Here is a 13,043-nt window from a genome sequence, read left to right as displayed (position 1 = left end):
TTGGCTCGGGCCCCGACTGCAGCCGAGCTGTAACAGGCGTGCGACGCTCAGAACGCGGGCCGCTCCGGATCGAGGCGGGCCATGCCCTCCGCGGGGGACGACGCCTCGGCGAAGTGCCGCCGGGGAATGCGCCCGGCCCGGTACGCGAGCCGCCCCGCCTCGACCCCGTGCCGCATGCCCTCGGCCATCAGGACCGGCTCCTGCGCCCGCGTCACGGCGGAGGCGAGCATCACACCCGCGCACCCCAGCTCCATGGCGAGGGCGGCGTCGGACGCCGTGCCCGCCCCCGCGTCCAGGATCACCGGCACGCGCGCGTGCTCAACGATCAGCTGGAAGTTGTGCGGGTTGCGGATGCCGAGCCCGGAGCCGATGGGGGAGCCGAGCGGCATGATCGCCGCGCAGCCCACGTCCTCCAGCTTCCGGGCGAGGACCGGGTCGTCGTTCGTGTACGGGAGGACTGTGAAGCCGTCGTCCACGAGGGTCTCGGCGGCGTCGATGAGCTCGATCGGGTCGGGGAGCAGCGTGCGCTCGTCCGCGATGACCTCCAGCTTGACCAGGTCGGTGCCGAGCGCCTCCCGCGCGAGCCGGGCGGTCAGGACGGCCTCGCCCGCGGTGAAGCAACCCGCCGTGTTCGGCAGGACGCGGATGCCGAGCCGGTCGAGGACGGAGAGCACCGAGCCCTGCACTCCGGGGTCCAGGCGGCGCATCGCGACCGTCGTCAGCTCCGTACCGGAGGTGACGAGGGAACGTTCGAGGACGTCCAGGCTCGGCGCACCGCCCGTACCCATGATCAGGCGCGAGGAGAGGGTGAGCCCGCCGATGACGAAGGGGTCGTCTGCCATGTCGGTTCAGCCTCCCTGGACTGCGGTGAGGACCTCGACGCGGTCCCCGTCGGTCAGCGGGGTTGTGGACCACCGCGTGCGCGGGACCACGGTTTCGTTGAGTGCGGCGGCGACTCCGGACGGGGCCGCGGTGAGGGTGGCGACGAGGGCTTCGAGCGTGGTGCCCGCGGCCACGTCGCGTGCTTCTCCGTTCACGGAGACGGCGGTAACGGCTGGGAGAGTCATGCGGGCTGCTCCATGAAGCGCTGCGTGAAGGGGGTGCCGGCGAAGCGCAGAGGGGTGAACCCCCGCGCCTCGTCGGGCAGTTCACCGGTGGTCAGGGCGTGCGCCATCACGTCACCGGTGACGGGCGTCAGGAGTACGCCGTTGCGGAAGTGCCCGGTGGCCAGCTGGAGGCCGGGGAGCGCGGTCGGCCCGAGCATCGGCGCGTTGTCGGGCGAGCCGGGGCGCAGGCCCGCGCGGGTCTCCGTCAGCGGCAGTTCCGTGATGCCGGGTACGAGCTCGTGGGCGTCCCGAAGGAGCTCGTACACGCCGCCGGCCGTGACCGTCGTGTCCCAGCCGAGCTCCTCGCTGGTCGCGCCGACGACGAGCTCGCCGTTCTCGCGCGGCACCAGGTAGACGTCGCTGCCGCGCACGACGGCGCGCACGGTGCGGCTCAGGAACGGCGCGTACCGCTCGGGCACCGTGAGCCGAAGCACCTGCCCCTTCACGGGGCGCACGGGAGGCAGGACCCCTTCCGGGACCCCGGCAAGGCGCCCGCTGAGGCTGCCCGCGGCGAGCACGGTCTGACCGGCCTCCAGGGCGGTGCCGTCGGCGAGGACGACTCCGGTGGCCCGGTCGCCCGCGGCCGAGAGGCGCTCCGCCCACGCGTGGTGGAAGATCACGCCCGCCCTCTCGCAGGCCACCAGGAGCGCCGCGGAGAGCCTGCGCGGGTCGATCTGGTGGTCGCCGTCGACTCGGAGGCCGCCCCGGACGCCCGGCGCGAGCATCGGCTCCAGGCGGCGGCACTCGCGCCCGCTCAGCCACTCCGACGCGAGCCCCGACCGCTCCTGAAGGGCGTGCAGTTCCCGCAGGTGGGCGCGGTCGTCGGAGTCGAGCGCGACGGCGAGCGTGCCGCACGCGCGGTAGCCGAGATCGCGGCCGCTCGCCTCCGTCAGCTCGGCCGCGAAGTCGGGATAGCGCTGTGCGGAGGCCACGTTCAGGGCGAGCAGCGTCTGCTCCCCGTAGTGCAGCTCGGTGACGGCGGCCAGCATGCCCGCGGCGACCTGCGCCGCGCCGCCGCCGGGCTCGGGGTCCACGACCGCGACGGACAGGCCGCGCTGCGCCGCCCGCCAGGCCGTGACCAGGCCGATGATGCCGCCCCCGACGACAAGGACGTCGGTCGTCCGCGTCGTCTCGTGGGGTGGTGTGCGTGGATGCATGGGTGTCCAGCCCCTCCCTTCGCCGGCATGACCCGGATCAGGTTCGTACGGTCGGAGGCCGTCCAGCCTCCCTCTCAGCCCGGTGCGTCCGGGCTCCCGCGAGTGCTCTGCACGGCAACCTTAGCCGTTGGCCCCCCAGGGAAGGTAGGGGAGCTGGCGGGGGCCGGGCAGTGACGGTGTGTCAGAGATCTCCTCGCCGCGCCCTCAGGCGCGCGTCACCCGCCGTCCTACAGTGATCGGGTGAGCGAGCAGCAGAGGCAGGGGCACGAAGAGCGCCGGGTCGTCATCGCGGGCGCGGGGATGGCCGGGGTGCAGACCGCCGTGGCCCTGCGCGAGCAGGGGTTCGCCGGTGCGGTCACCCTGATCGGCGCGGAGCCCCACCAGCCGTACGACAGGCCGCCGTTGTCCAAGGCCGTCCTGCTCGGCAAGGCGGAGGGCTCCGCCTTCGACATCGACTTCGAGGCGCTCGGCATCGAGCTGAGCCTGGGCCACGAGGTCACGGGCGTCCGCCCCGCGGACCACGAACTGGACACGGAGCGGGGCCCGGTTCCCTACGACGCCCTCGTCATCGCCACCGGCGCCGAGCCGATCCGGCTGCCCGGCGCGGCCGGAGTCCCCGGCGTCCATCTGCTGCGCACCCTCGACGACGCCGAGCGGCTGCGGCCCGTGCTCGCCGAGCAGCACCGCATCGTGGTCGTCGGCGCGGGCTGGATCGGCGCCGAGTTCGCGACCGCCGCGCGCGAGGCGGGCTGCTCGGTCACCGTCGTCGAGGCCGCCGAGCGACCGCTCGCCGGGGCGCTGCCCGCGGAGGTCGCGGCGCCCATGACGGCCTGGTACGCCGACTCCGGAGCCGAACTGCGCACCCACGCGCGCGTGGACCACGTCGAGCCCGGCAGCGTCCTCCTCGCCGACGGCACCCGGCTGCCCGCGGACGCGGTCGTCGTCGGCATCGGCGCCCGCCCCGCCACGGGCTGGCTCGCGGACTCCGGCATCACCCTGGGCGCCCACCGGGAGATCCTCGCCGACGACCACCTGCGGACGTCGGAACCCGATGTGTACGCGGTCGGCGACTGCTCCTCCTTCCCTTCGGGAAGGTATGGAGAGCGCCTTCTCGTGCACCACTGGGACAACGCCCTCCAGGGCCCGCGCACGGTGGCGGCCAACATCATGGGCGAGGACCCCGCCGCGTACGACCCCGTCCCGTACTTCTGGTCCGAGCAGTTCGGCCGCTTCGTCCAGTACGCGGGACACCACGCCTCCGCCGACGAGCTGGTGTGGCGCGGCGACCCCGCGGGCGCTGCCTGGACCGTGTGCTGGCTGCGCGGGGGCGCCCTGGTGGCCGTCCTCGCGGTGGGCCGCCCCAGAGACCTGGCGCAGGGCCGCAAGCTGATCGAGGCGGGCGCCCACCTGTCGGCCGAGCTGGCGTCGGACCCCGCAGTGCCCCTCAAGAAGGCCGTACTGCCCTGACCGAGGGGCCGCTGCCCGGCCGCTGTCGGTGCCCGGGGATACGCTTGACCCCGTGACCGAGATTGACGCAAAGACTGATGCTCTCGTCCCCGAGTGGCTCCACCTCCCCGACATCGCAGAAATGCTCGACGTCGAGGTGACGCGTGTGCGCCAGCTGGTCAAGGAGGGCCAGCTGATCGCCGTACGCCGTGGTGAGAACCGCGCGCTCGCGGTGCCGGCCGCCTTCATCGACGGCGACAAGATCGTCAAGGGCCTCACCGGCACCCTGACGCTCCTGAGGGACGACGGCTTCAACGACGAAGAGATGCTGGAGTGGCTCTTCACTCCCGACCCGACCCTGCCCGGCACCCCCGCGCAGGCCCTGAGCGAGAATCGCGGCACGGAGGTGAAGCGCCGCGCCCAGGCGCTCGCCGTCTGACCGAAACGCGTCCGACGGAATCACGTCTGACCGAAACGGAAAACCGTTGCGTACGGACCGCGTGTCCCCGGGGACACGCGGCCCGTAGGCCACCGACGACCGGGGGGACCTCTTCATGGCCACCAAGCCTGCCCGCGAGCAGCTCGCCGACGCCCGTCTCTACCTGTGTGTGGACGCCCGCAAGCGCCAGGGAGACCTCCCCGAGTTCCTCGACGCCGTCCTCGGCGGCGGCGTCGACATCGTGCAGCTGCGGGACAAGGGCATGGAGGCGGCCGAGGAGCTCGAACACCTCCAGGTCTTCGCCGAAGCCGCCCGCCGGCACGGCAAGCTCCTCGCGGTGAACGACCGCGCGGACATCGCGCACGCCATCGGCGCCGACGTGCTGCACCTGGGCCAGGGCGACCTGCCCGTCCCCGCGGCCCGCGCGATCCTCGGCGGCCGTGACGACGTCCTCATCGGCCGGTCCACGCACGCCGACACCGAGGCCGCGGCCGCGGCGACGCAGGACGGCGTGGACTACTTCTGCACGGGCCCCTGCTGGCCGACCCCCACCAAGCCTGGCCGGCACGCCCCCGGTCTCGACCTCGTCCGGTACACCGCCTCGCTCGGCACCGACCGCCCGTGGTTCGCCATCGGCGGCATCGACGCGGGCAACCTCGACGAGGTGCTCGAAGCGGGCGCCCGCCGCGTGGTGGTCGTCCGGGCGATCACGGAGGCGGACGACCCGGGGGCCGCTGCGGCCGACTTCGCGAAGCGGCTGCGTACGGCCTGATCGGCGATCTTCGGCCAACCTTCGGGGAGGCTGTCCGCAGGGTGGACGGGGATTAGCCGGTATCGGTGCCCCGTGGCTAACCTGCCCGTATGGCCCTAGGCACTGCTTCCACCAGAACTGATCGCGCACGCACCGTGCGCGACATGCTCGCGACCGGCAAGACGACGTACTCGTTCGAGTTCTCGGCGCCGAAGACCCCGAAGGGCGAGCGGAACCTGTGGAACGCCCTGCGCCGGGTCGAGGCGGTGGCCCCCAGCTTCGTCTCCGTGACGTACGGAGCGGGCGGGTCCACGCGTGCGGGCACGGTCAAGGAGACGCAGCAGATCGTCGCCGACTCGACGCTCACGCCGGTCGCCCACCTGACCGCGGTCGACCACTCCGTGGCCGAACTGCGCAACATCATCGGGCAGTACGCGGACGCCGGCATCAGGAACATGCTCGCGGTCCGCGGCGACCCGCCCGGCGACCCCCTCGCCGACTGGGTCAAGCACCCCGAGGGCCTCACGTACGCCGCCGAACTGGTCCAGCTGATCAAGGAGTCGGGCGACTTCTGCGTGGGCGTCGCTGCCTTCCCCGCGATGCATCCGCGCTCGGAGGAATGGGACACCGACGTCCGGCACTTCGTCGACAAGTGCCGGGCCGGCGCCGACTACGCGATCACACAGATGTTCTTCTACCCGGAGGAGTATCTGCGCCTTCGCGACCGGGTCGAGGCCGCGGGCTGTTCGACACCGATCATCCCGGAGATCATGCCGGTCACGAACGTGCGCATGCTGGAGCGGCTGCCCCAGCTCAGCAACGCTTCCTTCCCCCCGGCGCTCAAAGAGCGCATCCTCACAGCCAAAGACGATCCGGCGGCTGTACGCTCCATTGGCATCGAGTTCGCGACGGAGTTCTGCGCGCGACTCCTTGACGAGGGTGTGCCGGGGCTGCATTTCATCACGCTGAACAACTCCACGGCCACGCTGGAAATCTACGAGAATCTGGGTCTGCATCATCCGCAGGCCTGACCGGCCGTACCCCTGGGGCGGCGGCCGTGGGGAGAGGGGCGTACATGGGCTGGACGGTCCTCTACATCGCGTTCGGATGCGTCGCGCTGTGGCTGCTCGGCGAGGTGCTGCTGCAGTACAAGGCACGGCTGCGCTGGCGGCTGCTCGCCTTCGGCGGCTTCCTCGGCGTGGTCATCGGCGTGCTGCTGCCTTCGGTGGTGGTCATCGGGGTCGGCGCGATCGCCTTCGCCACGGGACAGACGTACGTGACGCTGTCGTTCCGCCGCGGCTTCTCGACCGGCTGGGCGCTCGGCGGCCAGCCCGGCCTGAGCAAGCGCCGCAAGACGAATCCGCGCGGTACCGAGGCCTCGCAGGACCCGACGCTCCAGGTCTCCGACCTGGAGTACGAGGCGGCGGGTCCGGCAGGGCCGCCGCCCGAGGCCCCGCCCGGCACCGGGGTCTACGCGCCGGAGCCGCTGCCCGACGACACCGGGCAGTACGGCGTCTACAGCGACACTGCGTACGCACAGCAGGAGCCTGCCTCCGCGGACAGCGGCTACGGCTACGACACGTACGCCACCGCGGGCTATGACCCCCAGCAGCCGTACGCGTACGGCGAGACGGGGCAGCAGCAGTACGCCGCGTACTCCGACCCGTACATCGGGACGCAGACGTACGGCGGCCAGCAGAGCTACGACACGTACGGCGACCAGCAGCAGTACGCGCCCTATCCTGCCGCCGATCCATACGGCAGCGGCGCCGGGACGTACAACGAGACGCCGCCCGGCGGGGTCTGGGTGCCCCAGCAGCGCAGCGTCGAGGATCCCTACGGGCAGTACGGCGGCGAACTCCCGCCGGAGCAGCCCTACCCCTACCAGGGCGAGCAGGCCCAGGGGAACGGCTACGACGCGGGGTACAACGAGCAGTACCGGTACTGATCCGGGGCCTGCGGTGCCGGTCGGCGCCGCGGGCCGCCGCCGCTCACTGCGAGCCCCGGAACTCCGGTCCCTCCACGATCAGTCCGGCGACCAGCGTGCCGGACATGCCCGCGTGCGGAAGACCGCCGCCGGGATGAGCCCAGCCGCCGACCGCGAAGAGCCCCGGCAGGCGTGTGCTGTTGGCCGGGTGGAGCAGCCGGCCCTCTCCCGCCGCGAGGGACGGGGGCGGGACCGCGCCGCCGTCGGCGCCGGTGGCCTCCGCGATGTCGGCGGGGGTGCGGACCTCGTGCCACAGGAGGCGGTCACGGAGTCCGGGCACCACGGCCTCGGCACGGTCGAGCAACCGCTGCACGTCCGCTTCGGTGACCTCCGTGTGCGCGGGCACCGTGACCGTCAGCGTGACCGCCTCGTGCCCGGCGTCGGGCGTGAGCGCGGGGTCGGCCGGGCGCAGCACCGTGAGGGTGGGGGCGGCGGGCAGTCCGGGGCGGTCCCCGAAGAGCCGGTCGAGCTCGTCCCCGCGGTCGGGTGTGTGCAGCACCGTGCGGTGGGGTGTGCCGTCAGGCCGGGGGCCGGTCAGTGCCAGGAAGACCATCAGACGGCTCGGCAGTCCCGAACGGGCCTGCACTTCACCCTCCGCCCGTATGTTCACACCGGAATCGCCGGACAAGGCGGATACACCGGACAGCAAGCCGTCCAGTGCGCCGGGCGCGACACCGGCGACCACGAAGTCCGCCTCCCGCACCGTCCCGTCCGCGAGCTCGACGCCCGCCGCGCGGCCGTCCTTCTCGATGATCCGGGTGATGGGGGAGTCGAACGCGAACTCGACCCGCCGGGCGAGGCACCGCTCGTACACGGCCCGGGCGAGCGCGCGCATCCCGCCGCGCACGGACCAGGCGCCGAAGGTGTGCTCCATGTACGGCAGGACGGCCGCGCTCGCCGGGGTCGCACGGGGGTCGAGGCCGCACGCGAGGGCGTACTGCTCCAGGAGTGCCAGGAGGCGTGCGTCGCCGCCCAGTTCGAGTTCACCGACCTCGGTGAGGGTGCTCGCGCGCCGCTCGCGCCGCAGGAGGCGCTTGCGCGGCACCGAGGGGTAGGGCTCGCGCTCGGCAAGGACCTGCCAGTTCGGCCAGAGCGGCTCTTCCAGGAGGGGGCGCCGAGTGCGGTCCCACGCCTCACGGGCGCGGTTCATGTACGCCGACCAGGCGGCGCCCGCGCCGCTGCCGAGCGCCGCGTTGAGGGCGTCGCCGACGCCCGCGCGCGAGGCGTTCGGCAGGTCGGCCGTCGTGCCGTCCGCGAAGACGTGCCGCACGGCGGGCTCCACCTGGGAGAGCTCGACGCACTTCTCCAGCGGTTCCTTGCCCGTCTTGACGAACAAGTCCCGATAGACGGCCGGGAGCTGGAGGAGGCTCGGTCCCGTGTCGAAGGCGAAGCCGTCCCGCTCGAGGCTGCCGAGCGCGCCGCCGTACGTCCCCGACCGCTCGTGGACCACCACCCGGTGGCCCGCGACGGCCAGCCGGGCCGCGGCCGCCATCGCGCCCATCCCGGCGCCGATCACCACAATCCGTGCCATGCCAGGGACTTTATCGGCCACCACTGACAGTCACGCCGGGAGCCCTCAGTCCGGCGGCCGTCCCTGGTGCGCCGCGAGCCGTTTCTCCTCGCGCAGCTGCGCTCTGCGCCGCAGGAACCGCCGGATCCGCGAGACCAGGAAGTACAGCAGGATCAGACCGAGCACCAGCAGTACGGCCGCGATGATCGCCGCCGCCTCCGGATAGAACATCGCGAAGCTGACGATCCCGCCGACCCCGAGATCCTCCGCCGTGCTCACGATGACGTTGCTGAACGGCTCCGGCGATGTGTTGATCGCCATCCGCGTCCCGGCCTTCACGAAGTGGCTCGCCAGCGCCGTCGAACCGCCCACCGCGCCCGCCGCCAGGTCGGACAGCGAACCGCTCTGCCCGGCGAGCAGCGCGCCCACCACGGCGCCGGACACCGGCCGGATCACGGTGTGCGCCGTGTCCCACACCGAGTCGACGTAGGGGATCTTGTCGGCGACGGCCTCGCAGGCGAAGAGGATCCCGGCAACGATCAGCACATCAGGACGTTGCAGCGCCTCGGGCACCTCGTCGGAGATCCCGGTCGCGCCGAAGACACCGAGCAGCAGGACCACGGCGTACGCGTTGATCCCGCTTGCCCAGCCGCTGGTGAAGACCAGGGGGAGTACGGACACGGACGCGATCGTAACCAGTAGGGAACGTTCCGGCCTGGGGTTGAGCACCCAGGCCTGAGTATCCGTACCTAGTGATGGAGATGAGTACCAGCGCGGATGGGTCCCGACCTGCGAAGACGGAAGAGTGAGGGACACGGAGAAGGGCGCAGCGCCCGTACCGCCGACACGGGGCGGCGGAACGGCGCGGCGCCCTTGGCCGCTCCTCCCACCCCGCCGAAGGTGGGAGCGAGACACGGGGAGACGGGCGGCCGCTCGGGGGATGACCACCCGAGGGGCCGAACGGGGGACTACGGGGGAACGCAAGAAGCGCCGGGCCGGTGTCATCTGGAGATCAGGTGACACCGGCCCGGCGCCTTTGTGGGCGCGGGGCGGGGAGGGGCTCAGCGCCCGCCGCTCACCCGGCCCTGAAGCAGCCGCGAGAGCGCCGAGTGCACGTCGTCGAGGGAGCGCTCCGGCTGGAAGGCCTGCCAGTCGAGCGCCGCCACCAGGACCATCCCGACGAGCGCGGCGGCCGTCAGGGGGATGTCGATCTCCTCGCTGAGCTCGCCGTTCTCGACGCCCGCGCGCAGGACGTCCTCCACGACGGCGACCGCCTGCTGCCTGACCACCATCAGGGTGGACTGCCAGGCGCGGTTGGTGCGCCACAGTTCGGCGACGTACAGCTGGGTGAAGGCCGGATAGCGGTCGATGAAGACCAGGCCGGCCCGGATCATCGCGTCCAGCGCGTCGACCTGGCTGCCGCCGCTCCCCGCCGCCTTCTCGGACGCCTCCTTCAGGGAGGCGGTGAGCAGGCCGACGCCGTGCCGAAGGAGCTCTTCGAAGAGGACCGACTTGCTCGCGAAGTTGTAGTAGACCGTGCCTTTCGCGACCCCGGCCCGCTCGGCGATCTCGTCGACCGTCGTGGCCGAGAAACCCTGCTCCGCGATGAGGGTCACGGCCGCTTCGTAGAGCTTCTGCCGGGTGGCCTCACGCCGGGTGCTGGTTGCGCTGCTGTCCATGGGCCCGATTCTCACAGGTCTTGGCGCCCGCACAGGCGCGGTCGCGGGTCTCACAGGCTCAGCTCCGGGTGCAGACGGTCCAGGGTCCACACCTGCTTCTGGCGCGCGGAGAGCGCGGTGAGCGCCAGGGCGCCCGCCGTGAAGGCCGTCAGGACCACGCACGCCTGCCATACGGGGCCGAGCCCGCCGCCCGTGATGAGCCTCCGGAGGGCGTCGACGACGTAACTCATCGGCAGGAAGGGGTGGATCCAGCTGAAGAAGGACGGACTCGTCTGGACGGGGTAGGTGCCGCCGGCCGAGGTCAGCTGGAGCATCAGGGCCGCGAGGACGAGGATCCGGCCCGCCGCTCCGAAGCGCGCGTTCAGCCACTGCACGATCGCCGCGAAGCAGCCCGTCACCAGGCACAGGAAGCCCACCGTCCCGGCGGCCCGCGCCATCTGCAGACCGAGTCCCCAGTGCAGGACCGACATCAGGGCGGCTGTCTGGAGCACGCCGAGGGCGGCGACCGGCAGCCAGCCCGCGAACGCGATCCGCCAGGCGGAGGCGCCCGCGGCGAGCGCGCGCCGGTTGAGCGGCTGGATCAGCATGTACGCCACCATCGCGCCGACCCACAGGGACAGCGGGATGAAGTACGGGGCGAAGCCCGTGCCGTAGTTGGGCGCCTTGTGCATCGACTGGGAGGCGAGTTGCACCGGGTCGGCCATGACGTCGGTGCGCTGGTCGCGGTCCTGCTTGTCGTAGTCGGGGATCTTCTTGACGCCGTCGTGCAGCCCGCCGGACAGCTTCTCGGAGCCGTCGGCCAGCTTGAACATGCCGCCCTTCAGATCGGTCGCGCCCGTCTCCAGCTTGCCGATACCCGTGTCGAGGTCCGTGGCGCCGATCTTGGCGGTGCCGAGGCCCGTGTGCAGCTTCTTGGCGCCATCGGCGACCTTCCCCGCACCCGTGTTGAGGTCGTTGATCTGGGTGACGGCCTTGTTCAGGTCCTCGTCGAGGTGCGGTGCGCGTTCGGCGAGTGCCTCGGACTTCTTCTGCAGCGTGGCGAGGTTCTTGTCGATCTTCTTGACGTCGCTGTTCTGGTCCTTGACCACGGTGTTCATGTCGTCCGCGATGGTCGACACGTTCTCCGCGGCCGTCTTGGCCTTCTTGAGCTGCGGGCAGGCCGGGTCGGGCACGGGGAGGTCCACGCAGCGCTCCGTGTAGAGGCCGCTGATGGTCTCGGAGCCCTTCTTGGCGCCGTCGGCCGCCACGGGTGCGAGCTTGACCCAGGTGTCCAGGTTGCCGCGCAGGGCCTTGGAGGAGTCGGCGACGAGCTTGGCGGTGTCCCCGATGGTCTTGCCGTTGTCCTTCAGGAAGGGCCGCACCTCGTCCGCGGTGCCGTTGACCTTGTCGGCCAGCTTCTGGGTGCCGTCCGAGACCTTCTTCGAGCCGGTCTCCAGCTTGCCGGCGCCCTTGTCGAGCTTCTTGATGCCCCCGGCCAGGTCGCTGCTGCCGTTCTTGGCGTCCTTGAGGCCGGTCGCGAGCTTCTTCGAGCCCTTCTTGGCCTCACCGATGCCGCTGTCGAGCTTGTCCGCCCCCTTGGCGGCCTTCTCGGTCGCCCCGTGGATGTCGGAGAACGAGATGAAGATCTTGTCGAGGAAGGAGCGCGAGGCCTTGGTCGAGGCCGCGGTGCGCACTTCGGAGAAGACCGTCCGGGAGATCTGCCCGACGATGTAGTTGTTGGCGTCGTTCGTCCGGACCTGGAGAGCGCCCGTCTCCGGAGAGTCGCCGGAACTCGACGCGACGCGCTTGCTGAAGTCGGACGGCATCCTCAGGGACAGGTAGTACGTCCCGTCCTCGACGCCCTTGCGCGCCTCGGCGGAACTCACCTCGTGCCAGTCGAAGGTCTTGCTGTCCTCCAGCCCGTCGACGATGCCGTCGCCCACCGCGAGCTTCTTGCCCGCGGCCGTGGCGCCCTTGTCGTCGTTGACGAGCGCCACGGGTATGCGGTCGAGACGGCCGTACGGGTCCCAGAACGAGCAGAGGTACAGCGCGCCGTACAGCAGGGGCAGCAGCAGGAGCGCGACGAGCGCCATGCGCGGCAGCTTCCCCCTGCCGAAGCGCCTGAGCTCAAGCGCGGCCAGCTTCGGCGAGCGCATCTGCCGTCTCCTTGTCGTCGTCGTTGCTGCGGTCGGTGGACACGGCGATCGCACCCCTGGGGGCTTCGTTGCACACGGCGACGACGGTGGTGCCGCTCTCCGTGATGGACCTCAACAGGGCCCAGGCCTCGCCCCGTTCGGCATCCGACAGCTTGAGGTCGACGTCGTCCACGCCCAGCAGTCGGGGCCGCCCGATCAGGGCCAGGGCCACGGAGAGCCGCAGCACCTCCAGGCGCTCCAGATCCCGTACGGAGGTCCGGCGCCCCTTGGGCAGCGACTCCATGTCGAGCCCCGCGGCGGCCAGCGCCGTGTCGATCCGCAGCCGTGCCTTGGCGGCCCGCTCGGCGCGCGGCCTCAGCAGCCCCCGCAGCGAGCCGCCGAACCGCCGCTCCAGGAGGGCCCGTTCGTGCAGATGCTCGGCGACGGTCAGCGCCGGATCGAGGTCCGTCACGCCGGGCACGGGCCCGAGCGCACTGATCCGGCGGACCGCCGCGAGCTGCTTGGGCAGCCGGAAGCCCCCCACGGACGCCTCGCCCTCCGTGGGGCGCATCCGCCCGGTGAGCGCGAGCAGCAGACAGGTGCGGCCCGAGCCCGAAGCCCCCTCGATCGCGATCAGCGACCCCGGCCCGGCTTCGACCCCGACCCCGCGGAACGCCCAGCCCCGCGGTCCCTTGAGCCCGAACTCCCGCGCTGTGACGGCGGCTCCCCGCGCGCCGTCGTTCGGCCCGTCCACAGTTCCCCCTCGCACCCACTCTTTTGAACTGACTGGTCAGTGCAAAAACTAACGCGAACCGGCGATCGAGGCAAAAGCGCAGGTCAGAGCCGATTGTCAG

13 protein-coding genes and 1 riboswitch are annotated in these 13,043 nt (G+C 71.8%); of the genes, 5 read left to right on the top strand and 8 right to left on the bottom strand.

Translation table 11 applies throughout. The features are described from left to right. Nucleotides 1-47: 47 nt before the first annotated feature. The 3 genes from ACWGI2_RS10615 to thiO all read right to left on the bottom strand — a co-directional run bounded on the left by ACWGI2_RS10615 (nt 48) and on the right by thiO (nt 2,263). Nucleotides 48-842, bottom strand: a complete 795-nt coding sequence (locus tag ACWGI2_RS10615; RefSeq protein ID WP_453694921.1) for a thiazole synthase — start codon at nt 840-842, stop codon at nt 48-50. A 6-nt stretch (nt 843-848) separates the two neighbouring features. Beyond that, nucleotides 849-1,067: a sulfur carrier protein ThiS gene (thiS, locus tag ACWGI2_RS10610; protein WP_453395076.1), complete on the bottom strand. Its 219-nt coding sequence runs from the start codon at nt 1,065-1,067 to the stop codon at nt 849-851. Next, nucleotides 1,064-2,263, bottom strand: coding sequence for a glycine oxidase ThiO (gene thiO / locus ACWGI2_RS10605; RefSeq protein WP_453694920.1), 1,200 nt, complete (start codon nt 2,261-2,263; stop codon nt 1,064-1,066). The genes thiS and thiO overlap by 4 nt, the downstream gene beginning before the upstream one ends. Further along, nucleotides 2,261-2,373: riboswitch (TPP riboswitch) on the bottom strand. (Overlaps the previous gene by 3 nt.) 190 nt (nt 2,374-2,563) lie before the next feature. Between thiO and ACWGI2_RS10600 the strand changes: the two genes are divergently transcribed. The 5 genes from ACWGI2_RS10600 to ACWGI2_RS10580 all read left to right on the top strand — a co-directional run bounded on the left by ACWGI2_RS10600 (nt 2,564) and on the right by ACWGI2_RS10580 (nt 6,847). Then, the gene (locus ACWGI2_RS10600) at nt 2,564-3,730 is read left to right on the top strand and encodes an NAD(P)/FAD-dependent oxidoreductase (protein ID WP_453695710.1); all 1,167 of its coding nucleotides are present in this window, start codon (nt 2,564-2,566) and stop codon (nt 3,728-3,730) included. A 52-nt stretch (nt 3,731-3,782) separates the two neighbouring features. Beyond that, a complete protein-coding gene (locus tag ACWGI2_RS10595; protein WP_453395074.1) occupies nt 3,783-4,148 on the top strand; it encodes an Rv2175c family DNA-binding protein in 366 nt (121 codons plus the stop codon). Between the two features lie 115 nt (nt 4,149-4,263). Continuing rightward, nucleotides 4,264-4,920 (top strand): thiamine phosphate synthase, encoded by a 657-nt coding sequence (gene thiE, locus ACWGI2_RS10590; protein ID WP_453694919.1) that lies wholly within the window; start codon nt 4,264-4,266, stop codon nt 4,918-4,920. An 89-nt stretch (nt 4,921-5,009) separates the two neighbouring features. Continuing rightward, on the top strand, nt 5,010-5,930 hold the full coding sequence (gene metF / locus ACWGI2_RS10585) for a methylenetetrahydrofolate reductase [NAD(P)H] (RefSeq protein ID WP_160504553.1): 921 nt from the start codon (nt 5,010-5,012) through the stop codon (nt 5,928-5,930). Nucleotides 5,931-5,974: 44 nt separating this feature from the next. Then, complete coding sequence (locus ACWGI2_RS10580; protein ID WP_453395072.1) at nt 5,975-6,847, top strand: hypothetical protein; 873 nt, start codon at nt 5,975-5,977, stop codon at nt 6,845-6,847. 43 nt (nt 6,848-6,890) lie between these two features. On the opposite strand, the gene ACWGI2_RS10575 is transcribed toward ACWGI2_RS10580, so the two are convergent. The 5 genes from ACWGI2_RS10575 to ACWGI2_RS10555 all read right to left on the bottom strand — a co-directional run bounded on the left by ACWGI2_RS10575 (nt 6,891) and on the right by ACWGI2_RS10555 (nt 12,943). Then, complete coding sequence (locus ACWGI2_RS10575) at nt 6,891-8,417, bottom strand: phytoene desaturase family protein (RefSeq protein ID WP_453694918.1); 1,527 nt, start codon at nt 8,415-8,417, stop codon at nt 6,891-6,893. A 45-nt stretch (nt 8,418-8,462) separates the two neighbouring features. Next, a complete protein-coding gene (locus tag ACWGI2_RS10570; RefSeq protein WP_453395070.1) occupies nt 8,463-9,077 on the bottom strand; it encodes a DUF4126 domain-containing protein in 615 nt (204 codons plus the stop codon). Nucleotides 9,078-9,457: 380 nt separating this feature from the next. Further along, on the bottom strand, nt 9,458-10,075 hold the full coding sequence (locus ACWGI2_RS10565) for a TetR/AcrR family transcriptional regulator (protein ID WP_453395069.1): 618 nt from the start codon (nt 10,073-10,075) through the stop codon (nt 9,458-9,460). 50 nt (nt 10,076-10,125) lie between these two features. Continuing rightward, nucleotides 10,126-12,210 (bottom strand): YhgE/Pip family protein, encoded by a 2,085-nt coding sequence (locus ACWGI2_RS10560; protein WP_453694917.1) that lies wholly within the window; start codon nt 12,208-12,210, stop codon nt 10,126-10,128. Further along, nucleotides 12,182-12,943, bottom strand: a complete 762-nt coding sequence (locus tag ACWGI2_RS10555; RefSeq protein ID WP_453694916.1) for an ATP-binding cassette domain-containing protein — start codon at nt 12,941-12,943, stop codon at nt 12,182-12,184. The genes ACWGI2_RS10560 and ACWGI2_RS10555 overlap by 29 nt, the downstream gene beginning before the upstream one ends. Nucleotides 12,944-13,043 lie beyond the last annotated feature (100 nt).

Source organism: Streptomyces sp. NPDC054866 (assembly GCF_053610745.1).
This window is presented reverse-complemented; position numbering and strand designations above follow the sequence as displayed.